General features: G+C 68.4%; 13 protein-coding genes and 1 tRNA gene. 6 read left to right on the top strand and 8 right to left on the bottom strand.

Annotated features, from left to right (window positions below; genetic code table 11):
• Positions 1-27 precede the first annotated feature (27 nt).
• From OCL97_RS05470 to OCL97_RS05450, 5 genes are all read right to left on the bottom strand, one after another.
• Positions 28-981, bottom strand: a complete 954-nt coding sequence (locus tag OCL97_RS05470; protein WP_377368314.1) for a GNAT family N-acetyltransferase — start codon at positions 979-981, stop codon at positions 28-30.
• Positions 982-988: 7 nt separating this feature from the next.
• On the bottom strand, positions 989-1750 hold the full coding sequence (locus OCL97_RS05465) for a methyltransferase domain-containing protein (RefSeq protein WP_377368312.1): 762 nt from the start codon (positions 1748-1750) through the stop codon (positions 989-991).
• 8 nt (positions 1751-1758) lie between these two features.
• Positions 1759-2853 (bottom strand): DegT/DnrJ/EryC1/StrS family aminotransferase, encoded by a 1095-nt coding sequence (locus tag OCL97_RS05460; protein WP_377368310.1) that lies wholly within the window; start codon positions 2851-2853, stop codon positions 1759-1761.
• Positions 2850-3257, bottom strand: a complete 408-nt coding sequence (locus tag OCL97_RS05455; protein WP_377368308.1) for a sugar 3,4-ketoisomerase — start codon at positions 3255-3257, stop codon at positions 2850-2852. Before OCL97_RS05455 ends, OCL97_RS05460 begins: the two co-directional genes overlap by 4 nt.
• Before the next feature lie 101 nt (positions 3258-3358).
• A tRNA-Met gene (locus tag OCL97_RS05450) sits at positions 3359-3435 on the bottom strand.
• A gap of 96 nt (positions 3436-3531) precedes the next feature.
• Between OCL97_RS05450 and OCL97_RS05445 the strand changes: the two genes are divergently transcribed.
• The 3 genes from OCL97_RS05445 to OCL97_RS05435 are packed head-to-tail and all read left to right on the top strand — an operon-like array spanning position 3532 to position 7506.
• Positions 3532-4557, top strand: a complete 1026-nt coding sequence (locus OCL97_RS05445; protein WP_377368306.1) for a glycosyltransferase — start codon at positions 3532-3534, stop codon at positions 4555-4557.
• On the top strand, positions 4557-6245 hold the full coding sequence (gene asnB, locus OCL97_RS05440) for an asparagine synthase (glutamine-hydrolyzing) (protein ID WP_377368304.1): 1689 nt from the start codon (positions 4557-4559) through the stop codon (positions 6243-6245). Before OCL97_RS05445 ends, asnB begins: the two co-directional genes overlap by 1 nt.
• A gap of 37 nt (positions 6246-6282) precedes the next feature.
• Complete coding sequence (locus tag OCL97_RS05435) at positions 6283-7506, top strand: PQQ-dependent sugar dehydrogenase (RefSeq protein ID WP_377368302.1); 1224 nt, start codon at positions 6283-6285, stop codon at positions 7504-7506.
• 56 nt (positions 7507-7562) lie between these two features.
• Here OCL97_RS05435 and OCL97_RS05430 read toward each other — a convergent pair whose 3' ends face one another.
• Together OCL97_RS05430 and OCL97_RS05425 are read right to left on the bottom strand one after the other, a co-directional pair.
• Positions 7563-8567, bottom strand: a complete 1005-nt coding sequence (locus tag OCL97_RS05430) for an LLM class flavin-dependent oxidoreductase (protein WP_377368300.1) — start codon at positions 8565-8567, stop codon at positions 7563-7565.
• A 31-nt stretch (positions 8568-8598) separates the two neighbouring features.
• Positions 8599-9711 carry an NAD(P)/FAD-dependent oxidoreductase gene (locus OCL97_RS05425; RefSeq protein ID WP_377368298.1) on the bottom strand — a complete coding sequence of 371 codons (1113 nt, stop codon included), beginning with the start codon at positions 9709-9711 and terminating at the stop codon, positions 8599-8601.
• Between the two features lie 272 nt (positions 9712-9983).
• Here OCL97_RS05425 and OCL97_RS05420 point away from each other — a divergent pair, with 272 nt between their 5' ends.
• A complete protein-coding gene (locus OCL97_RS05420; protein ID WP_377368296.1) occupies positions 9984-11294 on the top strand; it encodes a tetratricopeptide repeat protein in 1311 nt (436 codons plus the stop codon).
• 70 nt (positions 11295-11364) lie between these two features.
• Positions 11365-12726 (top strand): APC family permease, encoded by a 1362-nt coding sequence (locus OCL97_RS05415; protein WP_377368294.1) that lies wholly within the window; start codon positions 11365-11367, stop codon positions 12724-12726.
• Here OCL97_RS05415 and OCL97_RS05410 read toward each other — a convergent pair.
• Positions 12695-16111 (bottom strand): indolepyruvate ferredoxin oxidoreductase family protein, encoded by a 3417-nt coding sequence (locus OCL97_RS05410; RefSeq protein ID WP_377368292.1) that lies wholly within the window; start codon positions 16109-16111, stop codon positions 12695-12697. The genes OCL97_RS05415 and OCL97_RS05410 overlap by 32 nt on opposite strands.
• 141 nt (positions 16112-16252) lie before the next feature.
• Between OCL97_RS05410 and OCL97_RS05405 the strand changes: the two genes are divergently transcribed.
• Positions 16253-16750, top strand: coding sequence for an Lrp/AsnC family transcriptional regulator (locus OCL97_RS05405; protein ID WP_304775654.1), 498 nt, complete (start codon positions 16253-16255; stop codon positions 16748-16750).
• The last annotated feature ends 1 nt before the right edge of the window (position 16751 follow it).

Genomic DNA, 16751 nt, shown 5'->3' with positions numbered 1-16751 from the left:
CCTCAGCGGATGAGCAATGAACCTGCGCTAGAACGCGAGATCGAAGTGAGGACAGATCAGTGCTCGCGCGCCAAACATCTCCTTTTGAGCCACGAGGCCGAGATTCAACGTCCGCCCATCGTTCGTAGTCGATATTCCAAAGCTCAGGAATCTCCGAGACGAGAAGTCCTCGAATTGAAGGCGCTGAACAATTGTCTCGAGGCCGCCACTCTGACGCCCTTCGGGCCGCGCGGCGAGGTACTGAGTGTGCGCCGTCTGCCCGCAATCGAAGACGAGGGCGTAAGCGATGGCCCGCCCCTCCAGGTCGGCGGCGTAGAGGCGGATGTGCTCCGGAAACCGGGACACAAGGCGCTTCAGGTCGTCGACGCTGTGCGCCGGCGTGGCGTCATGGGCTGAGAGCACCTCACGAAGGACCTCATGGAAGTCGTCAAAATCATCGCTCAGCACTGCGGTGACACCGAGTTTTCGCGCCTTGCTGAGGGCGTGTCGCTTGCCTTTCGACCAGGCCACTCCGGGGTTCAGGTCGATTACTGAGGTCACGTCCTGGCGAACCACGACGGCGCCTTGGCGGAAGAGCGCATAGAGGTCTTCGTCCGCCGGCAGGCTATGGTAGCAGCGCGGCGTCGCCTTGTAGCGAAGCTCGGCGACACCGTGGCCACCAGACCAGCTGCGAAGCAGGTCGAAGAGGATCAGCATCGCCGCCGTGGTCATGCGTCGGTCAGTGACCCAGCCTCCATAGGTCAGACCGCCGTGGCTTATCAGGCGGTCACCCAATCTCGTGGCCGGGAGGAGCGCGACGATGTTTGACTCGTCTGGACCTTCGAAGGCCACGAGAGACGCGTCCTCAAACCGGTCGGCGTGGTATTCCATGAAGTCGCGATCGAAAAGGAACGTGCCGTTCTTGCTCGACGTGACAAAGGCGTTCCACCGGGCCCTTAGCTCCGGCCGGTAGGCGACGAGGCGCAGTCGGTCAGTCTGCATGCGCGGGTCAGGCCGATCGACGGACGTTCACATAGATCTCGGAGCCCAGGCCGGGCAGATGCTTGGCCATGCCCCAAAGGCCTTCGAGCATCTGGGGCGTGAGCACGCCTTGGTCGGCGAGGGCCTGCATCTGCGCGTGGGTGAACGGCTTCACGAAATAGTCCCCCTCCTCGAACACGGCGAACCCGCTCTCCACCATCAGGTCGCGCAGGCTTTCGCTTGTGAAGACGCGATGCTGCTGAAGTTTGTGCTGGAGATCGGACAGCGCGAGCAGATTGTCGACCAACCCCATCTCCAGCGCGAGCAGGCGGTGGAAGGACCGGGCATTCGTGACGTTGACGTGCACGACAGTATCGGCCCCGCAAAGTGAGCGTGTCGCAGCCAGGACCGGCGCGCAATCGGTCAGCTCCGTCAGGAGACCGCTGAGCAGGATGAGGTCAAACCTGGGTCCCAGCCGATCGGCCGCATCCTCCAGATTCGCGCCGACCACTTCCACATCCGGGCGGCCGTGCGTGGCCCGGCGCGCCTCCTCGGCGAAGCTGCGCCCCGGCTCGACGATCACGAAGCGCTCGGCCTGGGTCCAGTGGTTGGCGAGGGTGTCGAGACCGCACCCGACTTCAAGAATTCTGCGCGGCCGCAGTTGCTCCAGCAGGCCTACGAGCATCCGTTTCCGGAACGCCGCCTGCACCACTTCAAAAGTGCTTTCGCGATAGGTGATCTCGTAGGCGGAGAGATCCCGCTCGTCTGGACGCGCCACTTCGGAGGACATGGGGCAGTTCATACCATCGCGCGCACCGCTTGAGCCACAGAGGCGATATCGACCTGCCGCAACCCTGGCCACATCGGCAGGGACAGCACCTCGTCGGCGAGTTGCTCGGCAAGGGGAAACTGCCCGCGTCGGAACGCCCGGGCGGCGAAGGCTGGCTGGAGGTGGCACGCGATCGGGTAGTGAACCTGTGTCTGCACGCCCGCCTCCGTCAGAGACGCTTGGACGGCCTGGCGCCGGCCGGTCCGCACCACATAGAGGTGATAGACGTGGCGCGCGTCCCGCAGTTCGTGGGGGAGCGTCAGCCCCGTCACCCCCGCAAGGGCATCTGCGTAGGCCAGGGCGATCCCCCGCCGCGCGTCATTGCGGCTGTCGAGTCGTGGAAGGAAAACGCGCAGGAACGCGGCCTGCATCTCGTCTAGCCGCGAGTTCACGCCAGTTTCCTCATGCACGTACTTGCGCGAGGAGCCGTAGTTGCGCAGGCGCATGAGCCTCGCGGCTAACTCCGGGTCGCTCGTGGTGATGGCCCCGCCATCGCCCAGCGCACCGAGATTCTTCGTGGGATAGAAGCTGAACGCGGTCGCATGGGCGCCCCCGCCCGTCCGGCTGCCGCGATAGGATGAGCCATGGCTTTGGGCGGCGTCCTCGAGGACGAAAAGCCCGTGCCGACTGGCCAGAGCCATGAAGCCGTCGATGTCCACAGGATGGCCGTAGAGCGACACAGGCAGGATTGCGGCGGTCCGTGACGTGATCGCCGCGGCGGCCGCCTCTGGCGTCATGATGTAGGTATCTGGCGAGACCTCCACCGGAACCACGGTCGCGCCCACCGCCTCCACGGCAAGCCAGGTGGCGACAAAAGTATGGGCGGGAACGATGACTTCGGCTCCCGCGGCCACACCGGCGGCCCGCAACGACAGGACCAGGGCGTCGAAGCCGTTACCGACGCCGACCGCATGACGCGCGCCACAATAGCTCGCGAACTCCGCTTCAAACGCCTCGAGCTCGGGCCCGAGGATCATCAAGCCCCTGTCGATGACCCGCGCATATGCGGCATCGAGTTCCTCGCGCAACGTCGGATCGTCCAGGCCGAGGTCGACGAACCTCATTGGCGGACGTGCCGCGCGAACGTCTCGAAATCGCGGAAGTAGTCGGCCTCGTCGTAGGGCATCGATGCGAGCACCAGGCAGACGGATCCGGAGGAGAAATTATTGATCTCGCGCCAGAGGCCGGGGCCAATCAGCAGGCCGACGTTCGGGCGGTTCAAGGTGACAGTCTGCTCGCCAAAGCCATCGTTTAGCTTGACGTCGAAGCTTCCCGCGACCGCGAGCAGGATTTGTTGCAGGGCCTTGTGCGCGTGGCCGGCGCGCACCGAACCACTGGGCACGTCGTAGAGGAAGTAGACGCGCTCGATGTCAAAGGGCGCGTGTCGTCTCGCCTCAGCGAAGCAGAGGTTTCCGCGCGGATCAGAGACAACCGGAAACTCGACGAACGTGGCGATCGGTTTGGACATCTTGCTCGGGACGCTAACGCAGCGGCGGTGGCGCGCCAAGCCGCCCGCCTGGATGGCTTTGGCTGCTATATGGTCAGGTCTTCTGAAGCAAACTCCGCGGGTGGTAGCTGGAGGCGGGCTCGAACCGCCGACCTGTGGGTTATGAATCCACCGCTCTAACCAACTGAGCTACCCAGCCATGGGCCACCCGCGGAGGCGCGGGTTATAGGGTGGGATGTTCGCCGCTTCAAGCGGCTTGGGTGCGGCGCAAAGCCCGGCTAGAGTTGCGGCTCATATGAGCGTGCTCCACCTCCTTGGAACGGCCGGCGAAGGCGGCGCGGAGACGTACTTCGTCGACCTCGTGTCCGGCCTCGCCCGCGCGGGCGTCAGCCAGGCCGCCGCCATCCGCCCAAACCCGAATCGGCAGGCGGCCCTGGCGGCCGCCGGCGTCCCCACCGCGACCTTCCGGTTCGGCGGTCCTATCGACATCCTGACCAAGCCCCAGGTGGCCGGCTTCGCCCGCCGCAACGATGTGAAGCTGGCCCTGGCCTGGATGAACCGCGCCGCGCGGCACACGCCGAAAGGCCCGGTCCGGATCGGGCGCCTCGGCGGCTACTACAATCTCAAATACTATCGCGGCTTCGACGAGCTGGTGGCCAACACCGAGGACATCGCCGAGTGGATCGTCGGCCAGGGCTGGCCGGCCGGCAAGGTGCGCTGCATTCCCAACTTCGCCGCCGTCCCGCCCGAGACCGCGCCGGCCGACCGCGCGCCTCTCAACACGCCCGCCGACGCGCCCCTGCTGCTCTCCATGGGCCGGCTGCATGACGCCAAGGCTCACGACGTCACCCTGCAGGCCCTGACCCAGATCCCCGACGCCTTCCTGTGGATCGCGGGCGTCGGGCCGCAGGAGGCCAAGCTGAAGGCCATGGCCGCGGCGCTGGGCGTCGCCGACCGGGTGCGGTTCCTGGGCTGGCGCACCGACGCCTCGGCCCTCTACCGCGCCGCCGATGTCTGCGTCTTCCCCTCGCGCTACGAGCCCCTGGGCAATGTGGTGATCCAGGCCTGGGCCCATGGGCTGCCGGTGGTGGCCGCCGCCAGCCAGGGCCCGGCCGGCCTGATCGCGGACGGCGACGACGGCCTGCTGGTCCCGGTCGATGAGGCCGAGGCGCTGGCGCATGCGACGCGCCGGTTGCTGGCCGACCCCATGCTGCGCATCCGGCTGGTGCAGAACGGGTCGAACCGGGTGGAGGCGGAGTTCTCCGAGGCCGCCGTCGTCGCCCAATGGCGGTCGCTGTTCGCCGACTACGGAGCCGCCTGATGTGCGGCATCGCCGGGGTGCTGCACGGGACGGCGTCTGCGCGTCCCATGATCGAGACCCTGACCCATCGTGGCCCCAACGGGGTGCGGACCGAACAGGTTCGCGGCGGCTCGGTGGCCCACGCCCGCCTGTCGATCATCGACCTGGAAGGCGGTTGGCAGCCCCTGCACGCGGCGGGCGGCACGGTGATCGGCAATGGCGAGATCTACAACTATGTCGAACTGACCGCCGAGTTCGGGCTGGCCAACGAGCTCTCCACCGGTTCTGACTTCGAGCCTCTGCTGCACCTCTACGCCAAGGAGGGGCCGGCCGCGTTCCAGCGCCTGCGGGGCATGTACGCCTTCTGCCTGATCGGCGGCGACGGCCGCACCTGGCTGGTGCGCGACCCCTTCGGCATCAAGCCGCTCTATGTGCTGGAGCAGGAGGGCGCGGTCTATTTCGCGTCGGAGCCCCGCGCCTTCGCGGCCCTGCTGGACGCGGAGCTGGACGAGGATCGCGCCCGCGAACTGCTGGCCTTCAACTACACCCTGACCGGCGACACCATCTTCAAGGGCCTGAAGCGCCTGGCGCCCGGCGAGATCGTCGAGGTGATCGATGGGAAACTGCAGCCCTCGACGCGACGACCCTTCCTTTCCGCGCCGCCCATCGGCCAGAAGAGCGACGAGGCCGCGCTCCTCGACCGGCTCGACGCGGTGCTGGAGGACAGCGTCCGCGTCCACCAGCGGTCCGACGTGCCCTATGGCCTGTTCCTCTCCGGCGGGATCGATTCGGCCGCCATCGCCGCCCTGATGTCGCGGCTGAACGCCCGGCCGGTCACCGCCTTCACCTGCGGATTCGATGCGCCCGGCGCGAAGGACGAGCGGGCCCAGGCCGAGCGGGTGGCCAGGGCCCTGAACCTCGACTGGCGCGAGACCCGGTTCGACGAGGCCGACTTCTGGCGCGTGCTGCCGCAGGTCGCCTGGGCCCTGGACGACCCCACCGCCGACTACGCGACCCTGCCCACGTACAAGTTGGCCGAGGCCGCCAAGGGGACCCTGACGGTCGTGCTCACGGGCGAGGGCGGCGACGAGCTGTTCGGCGGCTATGGCCGCTATCGCAAGGCCCTGCGCCCCGCCTGGCTGGGAGGGCGTCCGGCCGAGCCGCGACCCGATGACGCCGAGGCCCTGGCCCGCTGGCGCGCGCAGGCAAGGGCGCCCGCGAGCCTTACCCGGCTGCAGCAGGCGCAATGGGCCGACATCGCCACCTGGCTGCCGAACGACCTGCTGCTGAAGCTGGACCGCTGCCTGATGGCCCATGGGCTGGAGGGCCGCACCCCGTTCCTCGACCCCCACGTCGCCGACTTCGCCTTCCCCCTGCCCGACCGGTTCAAGGTGCGGGGACGCTATGGCAAGTGGCTGGTGCGCAAGTGGCTTGAGCGGGTCTGTCCCGCCGCCGATCCCTGGGCGCGCAAGCAGGGCTTCACCGTCCCTGTGGACGCCTGGATCGCGCCCCGCGCCGCCGACCTCGCCGAGCGAATCGGCAAGGTGGAGGCCGTGCGGCGAGTCCGCACGCCGGACGCGGTCCGCGCCACCTTCGTCGGGGGCGGCGCGGAGCGATGGCCCCTGCTGTTCTTCGCCGTCTGGTCGCTGGTCCATCTTGAGGGCGCGAGCCCCGAGGACGCCTTGCGCCAAGCAGCGGGAACGATCTGACTGACGTGCTATTGTGCTGAAAACCCCGGAGACTCCCATGCGTAGCCTGCTCTTCACCGCCGCGGTCGCGGCCCTGATCTCCGCCTGCGGTCCGACCCTGGCGGCGCCCGGCGCGCCGGTGGAGACGCGGCCCGCCAACGGCAAGGACCAGGTCCCGGCCTTCGCGGGCCAGACCCGCGCGCCGGAGGTCAAGGCCGGCGTCGAGTACGAGGTCAAGACGGTCGCAGAGGGCCTGGCCAATCCCTGGGGGATCGCCTTCCTGCCGGACGGCAAGATCCTGGTGAGCGAGAAGCCCGGCCGCCTGCGGATCGTCGGCGCCGACGGGGCGCTGAGCGAGCCGGTGGCCGGCCTGCCCGCCATCTACGCCAAGGGCCAGGGCGGTTTGCTGGGCCTGGCGGTGGATCCGGCCTTCGCCAAGAACGGCCTGATCTACTGGAGCTATGCCGAAAGCCCGGCCGAAAAGATGACCAACACCGCCGTCGCCCGCGGCAAGCTGGTGGTGGCCTCCGACGGCCAGGCGAAGGTGGAAAACGTCCAGGTGATCTATCACCAGGCGCCCTCCCTGCAGTCGGTGCAACACTATGGCGGACGCCTGGTGTTCGCCCCCGACGGCAAGCTGTTCGTGACGCTTGGTGACCGCTCGGTCCTGCCGGGCCGCGTGCAGTCGCAGCAGATGGACAGCGCCATCGGCAAGCTGGTGCGCATCAACGCCGACGGCTCGATCCCCAAGGACAACCCGTTCGTCGGCAAGGCAGGCGCCCGTCCCGAGATCTGGTCCATCGGCCACCGCAACGTCCAGGGCGCGGCTCTCAACCCCGCCACCGGCAAGCTGTGGACCACCGAGCACGGCGCCCGGGGCGGCGATGAGCTCAACATCCCCGCCGCCGGCAAGGACTATGGCTGGCCCACCATCACCTACGGCATTGAGTACCAGGGCGGCCCCATCGGCGCGGGCCTCACCGCCAAGGAGGGCATGGAGCAGCCGATCTATTACTGGGACCCGGTGATCGCGGCCTCAGGCCTGGCCTTCTATGACGCCGCCCTGTTCCCGAAGTGGAAGGGCAGCCTGTTCGTCGGCGGCCTGGCCGGCAAGTCGGTGACCCGCCTGACCCTCGACGGCGAAAAGGTGGTGGGCGAGGAGCGCATCGCCACCGAGCTGAACGAACGCATCCGCGACGTGGTGGTCGGCCCCGACGGCGCCCTCTACCTCGCCACCGACAGCGCCGAGGGCCGCATTCTCAAGCTGGTCCCGAAGAGCTGATTTCAACTTCGCACATCCCGGCCTTCGCCGGGATGTGCAGTTGGATGGTGGACGCCTTACGCCGCCACCTTCGCCAACGCGTCGCGAGCCTCCGCGGCGATCTGGAAGGAGCGCAGGCGGGCGGTGTGGTCGAAGATCTGCGACGTCACCATCAGCTCGTCGGCGCCCGTCCGCGCCACGAACTCGGCCAGACCCGCGCGCACCGTATCCGGCGAGCCGATGATCGCCTGCGACAGGGCCGAGGCCAGTCCCGCCTGAGCCATGGGATCGAGGCGTTCGCCATAGCCCTCCACCGGCGGCGGCAGGGGACCGGGCTGGCCGGTGCGCAGGTTGACGAAGGCCTGCTGGATCGAGGTGAACAGGAACCGCGCCTCCTCGTCGGTGGGCGCGGCGACGATGTTCAGGCCCAGCATGACATGCGGCTTGTCGCGGTACTCCGAGGGCTGGAACTGGGCCCGGTAGAGGTTGATGGCCTGCATCATCTGGGCGGGCGCGAAGTGGCTGGCGAAGGCGAAGGGCAGGCCAAGGTGCGCGGCCAGCTGCGCCCCGAACAGGCTGGACCCCAGGATCCAGACCGGGACGCGGGTCCCCTCGCCGGGGACCGCGCGGATCGCCTGGTTGGGCTGGGCCGGTTCGAAATAGTGCAGCAGCTCCATCACATCCTGTGGGAACTGGTCGACGTCGCCGGTCAGGGTCCGGCGCAGGGCGCGCGCGGTGAGCTGGTCGGAGCCCGGCGCGCGGCCGACGCCCAGGTCGATGCGCCCGGGATGCAGTGCCGCCAGGGTCCCGAACTGCTCGGCGATCACCAGGGGCGCGTGGTTGGGCAGCATGACCCCGCCGGCGCCGACCCGGATGGTGCTGGTGCCTGCCGCCACGTGGGCGATGACCACGGCGGTCGCCGCGCTGGCCACGCCCCGCATGTTGTGATGCTCGGCCAGCCAGTAGCGGTTGTAGCCGAGCCGCTCGGCGTGGCGGGCGAGGTCCAGCGTGTTGCGCAGGGACTGGCCGGCGTCGCCGCCCTGAAGGATCGGCGAGAGGTCGAGAACGGAAAGCGGGATCATCGCCTCCATATGGGAAGCCCTGCGGCCAGCGTTAGAGGCTGAGCCGCGAGACCACCTCTTCGCCGATCGCCAAGGAGCTGGTCAGCCCCGGACTCTCGATACCGAAGAGGGTGACCAGATCGGCCATGCCGTGGGCTTGCGGCCCATCGATGCGGAAGTCCGGCTGCGGTTCGCCAGGCCCATGCAGCTTGGGCCGGATGCCGGCATAGTCAGGCGCCAGCGCCCCGTCCGGCAGGCCCGGCCAGAACTTGCGGATATAGCTGTAGAAGTCGGCGGCCCGCGCCGGATCGACGCTATAGTCCAGGCTGTCGACATATTGCAGGTCGGGCCCGAACACCGCCTGACCGCCCAGGTCGCGACGGTAGTGGGTGCCGAGCGCGCCCGGGATCGGCGGCGGATAGATCAGCCGGGCGAAGGGCGCCTTGCCGGTCAGCCGGAAATAGACCCCCTTGCCGTAGTGGCCTTCGGGGATCGTCACCTTCGGGTAACCGTCGATCTCGGCGGCCACCGCCTGGGCCGCCAACCCCGGCGCGGTCACCAGGATGCGGCATGTCAGCGTCGTCGGCTCTGCGCCGCCGGCCCGCACCGACCAGCCGCCGCCGGCGATGGGGCTCGCGCCCTCGAAGGGGGTGGAGGTCACCACAGCCCCGCCGCCCGCCTCGATCTCGCCCTGCAGGGCCAGCATGTAGCCGTGGCTGTCGAAGACGCCGCTCTGCGGGGAAATCAGGGCGCCTTCGCATTTCAGTTCGGGTTCGAGCGCCAGGACCTGGGCCTTGGTCATGTGCGCCATGCCCTCGACGTCGTTGGCCTGGGCCTGCTCCAGGATGGCGTCCAGCCGGCCGACCTCGTCGGTCGTCGTCGCCACCACCAGCTTGCCGCATCGGTCATAGGCGACCTTGTGGCTGTCGCAGAAGGCGTAGAGGGCCCGCCGGCCCTGCACACAGAGCTTCGCCTTGAGCGAGCCGGAGGCATAGTAGAGCCCGCCGTGGACCACCTCGGAATTGCGCGCCGATACCCCCTCGCCGATGATCGGGCCAGCCTCCAGCACAGCCGTCACCAGGCCACGCTTTGTGAGGGCGTAGCCGCAGGCCAGGCCCACGGCGCCCGCGCCCACCACCACCACGTCGAAATCGAAGTCCGCCATGGATGGGTGGGTAGCCGATGCCGCGGGCGACGCCAAGCCAGGGTGGGCTCAGGGCCGGGCCGTTGCGCTGCCGCACCTCGCGGCTCCCCGCTCCATCGCCTCGGCATAAGCCTTCAAGAAGGATGCCGCCGATCCTCTCGTTCCGCTCGCCAAACCCCCGATTTGCGGCTCAGATGTCGGGAAATCTCGCCGCGTCCAAGCCCGACCGCGCCACCGCGAGAGGCCGGCATCTGGAAGACAACCCCTCTGCGCCCAGTCGCCAGGAGAACGAAATGCAAAATCGTGACCTTTCCGGGTCTGTCTTGTCTGGCGCCAGCGCCGCGGCGACCGAAAACTACATCGCCGCCGTCGAGGCCTATCACTGCTTCGCAGGCGACGCCGGCGGCCTGATCGAGGCGGCCATCGCCGACAGCCCGGCCTTCACCATGGCCCATGTGCTGAAGGCCTACCTGCACCTGGTGGGCTCCAACGCCGCGGCGGTTCAGGTGGGCGTGGAGGCGGCCGCCACGGCGCTTTCCCTGCCCGCCAACGACCGTGAGCAGGGCCACCTGGCTGGCCTGCAGAAGATGCTGTCGGGAGAATACCGCGCCGCCGGCCGGATCTTCGAGGACCTCACCATCGCTCACCCGAAGGACGCGCTCGGTCTCCAGGCCGGCCAGCTGATGGACTTCCTGACCGGGGACAGCCGCATGCTCCGCGACCGCATCGGCCGCGCCGCCCCCTACTGGGACCCGGGCCGACCCGACTATCACGCCGTGCTCGGCATGCTCGCCTTCGGCCTGGAGGAGACCGGTCTCTATGACCGCGCCGAAGCCGCCGGCCGCCAGGCCATCGACCTGCAGCCGCGCAACGGCTGGGCCCAGCACGCCGTCGCCCACGTCCTGGAGATGCAGGACCGCCGCGCCGACGGGATCATCTGGATGCGCGCCGACATCGACGCCTGGACCCGCGAGAGCTTCTTCGCGGTCCACAACTGGTGGCACCTGGCGCTCTTCCACCTGGGCCTGGGCGAGGTCGACGAGGTGCTGAAGCTCTATGACGGCCCGATCTGGGGCGCGAAGTCCGACATGGCCTTCGACCTGGTGGACGCCTCGGCCCTGCTGTGGCGGCTGTGGGTGCGCGGCGTCGATCTGGGGAACCGCTGGAACGAGCTGGCCGATGTCTACCAGGCCCGCGCCGACACCCTGGGCGCCTACGCCTTCGACGACACCCACGCCATGCTGTCCTTCGTGGGCGCCGGCCGCATGGACGCGATCCAGGCGCTGCTGGAAACCCAGCAGGCGGCGCTCAAGGGTCCCGGCGACAACGCCAGCTTCACGGGTGAGGTCGGCCTGCCCGTCATGGAGGGCCTCGTCGCCTTCGGGGCCGGGAACTACGGCCTGGCGGTTGAGCGTCTGCGGACGGTCCGCAACCGCTCAGCGCGGTTCGGCGGCAGCCACGCTCAGCGCGACCTGATCGACCTGACCCTGATCGAGGCCGCCACCCGCAACAAGGACCACGACCTGCGGCGCGCCCTGATCGCCGAACGCGCCGTCGCCCTGCCCTCAGGCGAGACCGCCAGCGTGCTGGGCCGGGCCGCATAAGGTTGCGGTCGCCTGGCCGAAAGCTTGGGAGCGGTCGGGAACCGACCTTGACCGTTCCCATTGCAAGGAGATGGCCCTGACAGACTCCGCTAGCCCCGACGCCCCGACAGGCCAGCCGCAACTCATGCGGACCATCGGTCTGGGCCAGATGGTGTTCTACTCCGCAGGCTCCATGCTGGGCGCCGGCATCTATGGCCTGATCGGCAAGGCGGCGGGCGAACTCGGCTCGGCGGTCTGGTTGGGATTCCTCCTGGCCATGGTGGCCGCCCTGCTCACCGGGCTGTCCTACGCCTCCCTCGGCTCCCGCTACCCGCGGGCCGGGGGGGCGGCCTACGTCACCCACCGCGCCTACGGCAGGGGCCTGCTGACCCATGTCCTGGGGCTGGCCGTCGCTGGCTCAGGCCTCACCTCGATCGCCGCGGGATCTTGGGTCATCGGATTAAACCTGCAGCGCATCCCCTTTCTGTCAGAGACACCGGTCGTGGTCCTGACGGTGGCCTATCTGTTCCTGATGGCCGGCATCGTCTTTCGCGGCATTCGCGAGAGCATGTGGGCCAATGTCGTCTGCAGCGTGGTGGAGGCCGCCGGCCTGGCCCTGATCATCGTCGTGGGCGCGAAGTACTGGGGGTCGGTTGACATGTTCCAGACCCCGGCGACCCCGTCCGGCGGCAGCCTGCTGGCCATCCCGCCGCTGCTGATGGTGCAGGGCGCCGTGCTCACCTTCTTCTCCTTCGTGGGCTTTGAAGACACGCTAAATGTCGCCGAGGAGGTCAAAAGCCCGCGACGCACCCTGCCCTTGGGGCTGGTGCTCGGCATGTCGCTAGCCTGCATCCTCTATATCGGCGTGGCGGTGACGGCGGTTTCGGTCATCCCCTGGCGGGAGCTGGCCGACGCCAAGGCCCCGCTGGCCGACGTCATGGCCCGGGCCGCGCCCTGGTTCCCCGGCTGGGCCTTCGTCGTCATCACCGTCTTCGCCGTCGCCAACTCGGCCCTCATCAACTACGTCACCGCCTCGCGCCTGCTGTACGGCATGGCGCGCGACGGACGCCTGCCGGCGCGGCTGGCGCGGGTTCATCCCACGCGGCGCACGCCTCACATCGCCATCCTCATCCTGCTGGTCCTGCTGATCGCCCTGGCCATGGCCGGCGACATCGCCGAACTCGCCTCCGCCACGGTCCTGCTGCTGCTCTGCGTCTTCGTCGTGGTCAACGCATCCCTGGTGGTGCTGACCTTGCGCAAGGACGAGCCCAAAGGCGGTTTCGAGATACCTATCGTCATCCCGGCGGCCGGCGCGGTTGTGTGCCTTGGACTGCTCGTGGCGCGGATCGCCTCCGACGACTGGAGAGCGCCTCTCATCGCGGGCGTGCTGCTGGCCTCCGCCGCGGCGCTCTACCCCTTCGTCAAGCCAAAGCCCACTGCGCCCACAGGGTAGTCTCCTGCGCCGTGGCCTTGGTGACGGACGCCTCCTTGATGTGGCCATAGCCGCGGATCTGTTGCGGGACCTGGGCGATCTGGACGGCGAGCGGCATCTTCTCCGCCGAGAGGCCGGCGAGCAGCTTGTCGATCCCCGCCTCGTAAGCCGCGATCAGCCCCCGCTCCATCTTTCGCTCCTCGCTGTGGCCGAAGAGGTCGAGGCCCGTTCCGCGCAGGCCCTTGAGCTTGGCGAGCATCGGGAAGCCCAGGTCCAGCATCCAGCCGCCGAAGGCGATCTTCTTCGGCCGGCCATTGGCGTCCTTGGGCGCGATGATCGGCGGGGCGAGCCAGACCTTGGCCTTGCCGCCCTTGAAGGTCCCGTTTTTCTCGGCTTCGAACCGTCCGTCGGAATAGAGCCGGGCCACCTCGTACTCGTCCTTGTAGGCCATCAGCTTGTAGAGATTCACCGCCACCGAACGGGTCAGGACCTCAGAGCCGAAGATGGCCTCGGCCTTAGCCACGTCTTCCACCCGGGTCAGGTAGCGGCGGGCATAGGCCTGGTTCTGATAGGCGGCCAGTTCGCGGGCGCGGTGCGCGATCAGTTCGGCGAGCGGCATGGTCTCCGGCGTCGGCACGTCGGCCTCGGCCTTGCCGCGCTCAGCCGGATCGTGGGCCACCCGGCGGCCCAGTTCGAAAGCCTGCAGATTGGCCTCGGCCTGGACCCCGTTCAGCCGGATGGCGCGATAGACCGCCCGGCTGGAGATCGGGATCAGCCCCTTCTGCCAGGCGAAGCCCACCATGATCATGTTGGCGTAGATGGCGTCGCCGAAGTGGGTCTCGGCCAGGTGGTGCGCCGGGCATTCGTCGTAGCTCTTGGTGGCCGCCGCGATCCGGCGGGCCATGTTCCCCGCGTCGAACCGCACGTCGCGGTCGGTGACGAAGTCGGCGGTGGGGGCGAAGTCCTCATTGCCGCAGGCCACGGTGCGGTCCTTGGCGTAGAGCGACAGCGCGTCCGGCCCCGCCGCCGAGAGGATGTCGCAGGCGATCAGCACATGGGCCGAGGCCGCCGGCACCCGGCCGCCGACCACGGTCTCCTCAAGCTCGCCGATGCGGACGTGGGAGAACACCGCCCCGCCCTTCTGGGCCAGGCCCGTCATGTCCACCACCGAGGCGGCGCGGCCGTCCACGTGGGCGGCCATGGCCAGGATCGAGGCGACGGTGGTGACGCCGGTCCCGCCGATGCCGGTGAAGACGATGTTCTTCACCCCCTCCAGCGGCTCGAAGCTGGGCAGGGGCGTGGAGTCGGCGGTGAGCGCCGGCAGGGCCTTGGCCTGGGCGTTCTCGCCGCCCTCGATGGTGACGAAGGAGGGGCAGAAGCCGTCGAGGCAGGAATAGTCGGTGTTGCAGCTGGACTGGTTGATCTTCCGCTTGCGGCCGAACTCGGTGTTCAGCGGCTCGACGGAGACGCAGTTGGAGACCTTGGAACAGTCGCCGCAGCCCTCGCAGACCAGGGGGTTGATGAAGACCCGCTTGGTGGCGGTCTCCATCGACCCGCGCTTGCGGCGGCGACGCTTCTCGGTGGCGCAGACCTGGTCATAGAGCAGGACCGTCGTGCCCGGCGTGTCGCGCAGCATCTTCTGCACGGCGATCAGCTCCGACCGCGGCCTCACCTCGACGCCCGGCGCCAGGTCGGTGACGTGGGCGTAGCGGTCCGGATCGTCGGCGACGATGACGGTCTTGGCGATACCTTCGGAGGCCAGTTGGCGGGTGATCTGGGCCGGGGTGAATCCGCTCTCGGCCTGCTGGCCGCCGGTCATGGCCACGGCGTCGTTGAACAGCAGCTTGTAGGTGATGTGCGAATTGGCGGCGATCGAGGCGCGGACCGCGAGCGAGCCGGAGTGATTGTAGGTCCCGTCCCCCAGATTGGCGAAGACGTGGTCCTCGGTGGTGAAGGGCGCCGAGCCCACCCAGGTCAGGCCCTCGCCGCCCATGTGGCTGTTCAGGTCAGTCTGGGGATCGGAGAAGCTGGCCATGTAGTGACAGCCGATGCCGGCCAGCGCCCGCGATCCCTCGGGAAGTCGCGTCGAGGTGTTGTGCGGGCAGCCCGAGCAGAAGAAGGGTTTGCGCTGCTGTTCGGCGGCCAGGGTCACCGCGGCCATGGAGGCCGCCGACACCCGGCTCAGATAGTCGTGCACCCGGTCCATGTGCGGCCCGGGCGGCAGGCGGTCGGCGATGGCCAGCGCCACCTCGGCCACCGACAGCGAGCCCAGTTGCGACAGCAGCGGATGGCCCACCTCGTCGGTCTTGCCGATAATGCGCGGACGGGCGTGAGCCGGCAGGTCGTAAAGGGCGGCGCGGGCCTGGGTCTCGATCAAGGGGCGCTTGTGCTCGATGACCATCAGGGTCTCGAGACCGGCGGCGAAGGCCCGGAGCCCCTGCGGCTCCAGCGGCCAGGGCATGCCGACCTTGTAGATTGAGACGCCGAGGCTGGCCGCTTCCTCGAAGCTGATGCGCATGGCCGCGAAGGCCTCGATCACGTCCTTGTAGGCCTGGCCCTGGCAGACGATGCCCAGGCGCGGCCGGGCGGCCGGCAGCACCACGCGGTCGATCTTGTTGGCGCGGGCGAAGGCGAGCGCAGCGGGGATCTTCTGGGTGCGGAGCCGGCGCTCCTTGTCCAGCGGCTGGTCCTTCAGCCGGATGCCCAGGCCGCCGGGCGGCAGGGCGAAGTTGGCCGGCAGGACGAACTTGTGGCGCGACAGGTCGACGTCGATGGTGACACCGCTATCCATGGTGTCAGCCAGCGCGATCAGGCCGACCCACAGGCCGGAATAGCGCGACATGGCGTAGCCCAGCAGGCCGTAGTCCAGCACCTCCTGCACATCGGCCGGCGACAGCACCGGCATTTCGAAGTCCTGGAAGGCGAACTCCGACTGCGACGGCAGGGTCGACGACTTGCAGGTGTGGTCGTCGCCGGCCACGGCCAGGACGCCCCCCTTGGGGAAGGTCCCGGCGAAGTTGGCGTGCTTGAAGGCGTCGCCGGTGCGGTCGACCCCGGGGGCCTTGCCGTACCACATGCCATAGACCCCATCGAACTTCGCGCCGGGGAACAGATTGGCCTGCTGGCTGCCCCAGACGGCGGTGGCCGCCAGATCCTCGTTGAGGCCTTCCTTGAAGACCACCTCGCAGGCTTCCAGGTGCTTCTTCGCCCGCGTCGCCTGCTGGTCCAGCCCGCCCAATGGCGAGCCGCGATAGCCGGAGAGGAAACCAGCGGTGTTCAGACCGGCCGCCTGGTCGAGGCGGCGCTGATCCATCAGAACTCGCAACAAGGCCTGCACGCCGGTGATGAAAACCCGGCCCTGGCTGAGCAGAAATTTGTCGTCGAGCGTCACATCCTGGTGCCGCATCGCAATTTCTTTCCTTTTGGGTTCCCTAACGAGGTTAGAAGATCATATAAGTGCGCCGCAATTGCTTGCCAAAGGCGTGCCCCCTGACAGCGGTTCCGGGGCACGAATGACGCGCAATAGCGCCAAGTGTGGGAGGAAAACTTGTCTGAGGCTCTCGACGCTGTCGATGCTAAGATTCTGGATCTCATCCAGCATGACGCCGGCCTGTCCGTCGCCGAGATCGCCGAGCGGGTCGGATTGTCCTCCAGCCCCTGCTGGCGCCGGATCAAGCGCCTGGAAGATTCCGGCATCATCCAGCGCCGCGTGACCATCCTGGATCGCGAACTGCTGGGCCTCGGCTTCGAGGTCTACTGCACCGTCAAGCTCAGCCTTCCCACCAAGGACAACCTCAACGACTTCGAGCAGGCCATCACCAAGCTGGCCGAGGTGGTGCAGTGCGCCACCGTCACCGGTTCAGCCGACTACGAGCTGCGGGTCGTGACCCGCGACATGCACGCCTTCGACGACTTCCTGCGCGAGAAGATCCTGTCCCTGGGTCTGGTCTCCAACATCGAGAGCCGGATCGTCATACGATCGGTGAAGAATACGACCGCCGCGCCGCTCGGCCTCGTCAGCCCGTATGTGAGCGCCCACTCCTAGG

This window comes from Phenylobacterium ferrooxidans (assembly GCF_042714595.1).
GTDB classification, from domain to species: domain Bacteria; phylum Pseudomonadota; class Alphaproteobacteria; order Caulobacterales; family Caulobacteraceae; genus Phenylobacterium; species Phenylobacterium ferrooxidans.
The sequence above is the reverse complement of the archived record's forward strand: the minus strand, read 5'-3'. Positions and strand labels throughout refer to the sequence as shown.

Excerpts from the sequence above, each read along its gene's own strand:
- OCL97_RS05470 (WP_377368314.1), bottom strand. The coding sequence starts at position 981 with ATGCAGACTGACCGACTGCGCCTCGTCGCCTACCGGCCGGAGCTAAGG.
- OCL97_RS05465 (WP_377368312.1), bottom strand. The coding sequence starts at position 1,750 with ATGTCCTCCGAAGTGGCGCGTCCAGACGAGCGGGATCTCTCCGCCTAC.
- OCL97_RS05460 (WP_377368310.1), bottom strand. The coding sequence starts at position 2,853 with ATGAGGTTCGTCGACCTCGGCCTGGACGATCCGACGTTGCGCGAGGAA.
- OCL97_RS05455 (WP_377368308.1), bottom strand. The coding sequence starts at position 3,257 with ATGTCCAAACCGATCGCCACGTTCGTCGAGTTTCCGGTTGTCTCTGAT.
- OCL97_RS05445 (WP_377368306.1), top strand. The coding sequence starts at position 3,532 with ATGAGCGTGCTCCACCTCCTTGGAACGGCCGGCGAAGGCGGCGCGGAG.
- asnB (WP_377368304.1), top strand. The coding sequence starts at position 4,557 with ATGTGCGGCATCGCCGGGGTGCTGCACGGGACGGCGTCTGCGCGTCCC.
- OCL97_RS05435 (WP_377368302.1), top strand. The coding sequence starts at position 6,283 with ATGCGTAGCCTGCTCTTCACCGCCGCGGTCGCGGCCCTGATCTCCGCC.
- OCL97_RS05430 (WP_377368300.1), bottom strand. The coding sequence starts at position 8,567 with ATGATCCCGCTTTCCGTTCTCGACCTCTCGCCGATCCTTCAGGGCGGC.
- OCL97_RS05425 (WP_377368298.1), bottom strand. The coding sequence starts at position 9,711 with ATGGCGGACTTCGATTTCGACGTGGTGGTGGTGGGCGCGGGCGCCGTG.
- OCL97_RS05420 (WP_377368296.1), top strand. The coding sequence starts at position 9,984 with ATGCAAAATCGTGACCTTTCCGGGTCTGTCTTGTCTGGCGCCAGCGCC.
- OCL97_RS05415 (WP_377368294.1), top strand. The coding sequence starts at position 11,365 with ATGGCCCTGACAGACTCCGCTAGCCCCGACGCCCCGACAGGCCAGCCG.
- OCL97_RS05410 (WP_377368292.1), bottom strand. The coding sequence starts at position 16,111 with ATGCGGCACCAGGATGTGACGCTCGACGACAAATTTCTGCTCAGCCAG.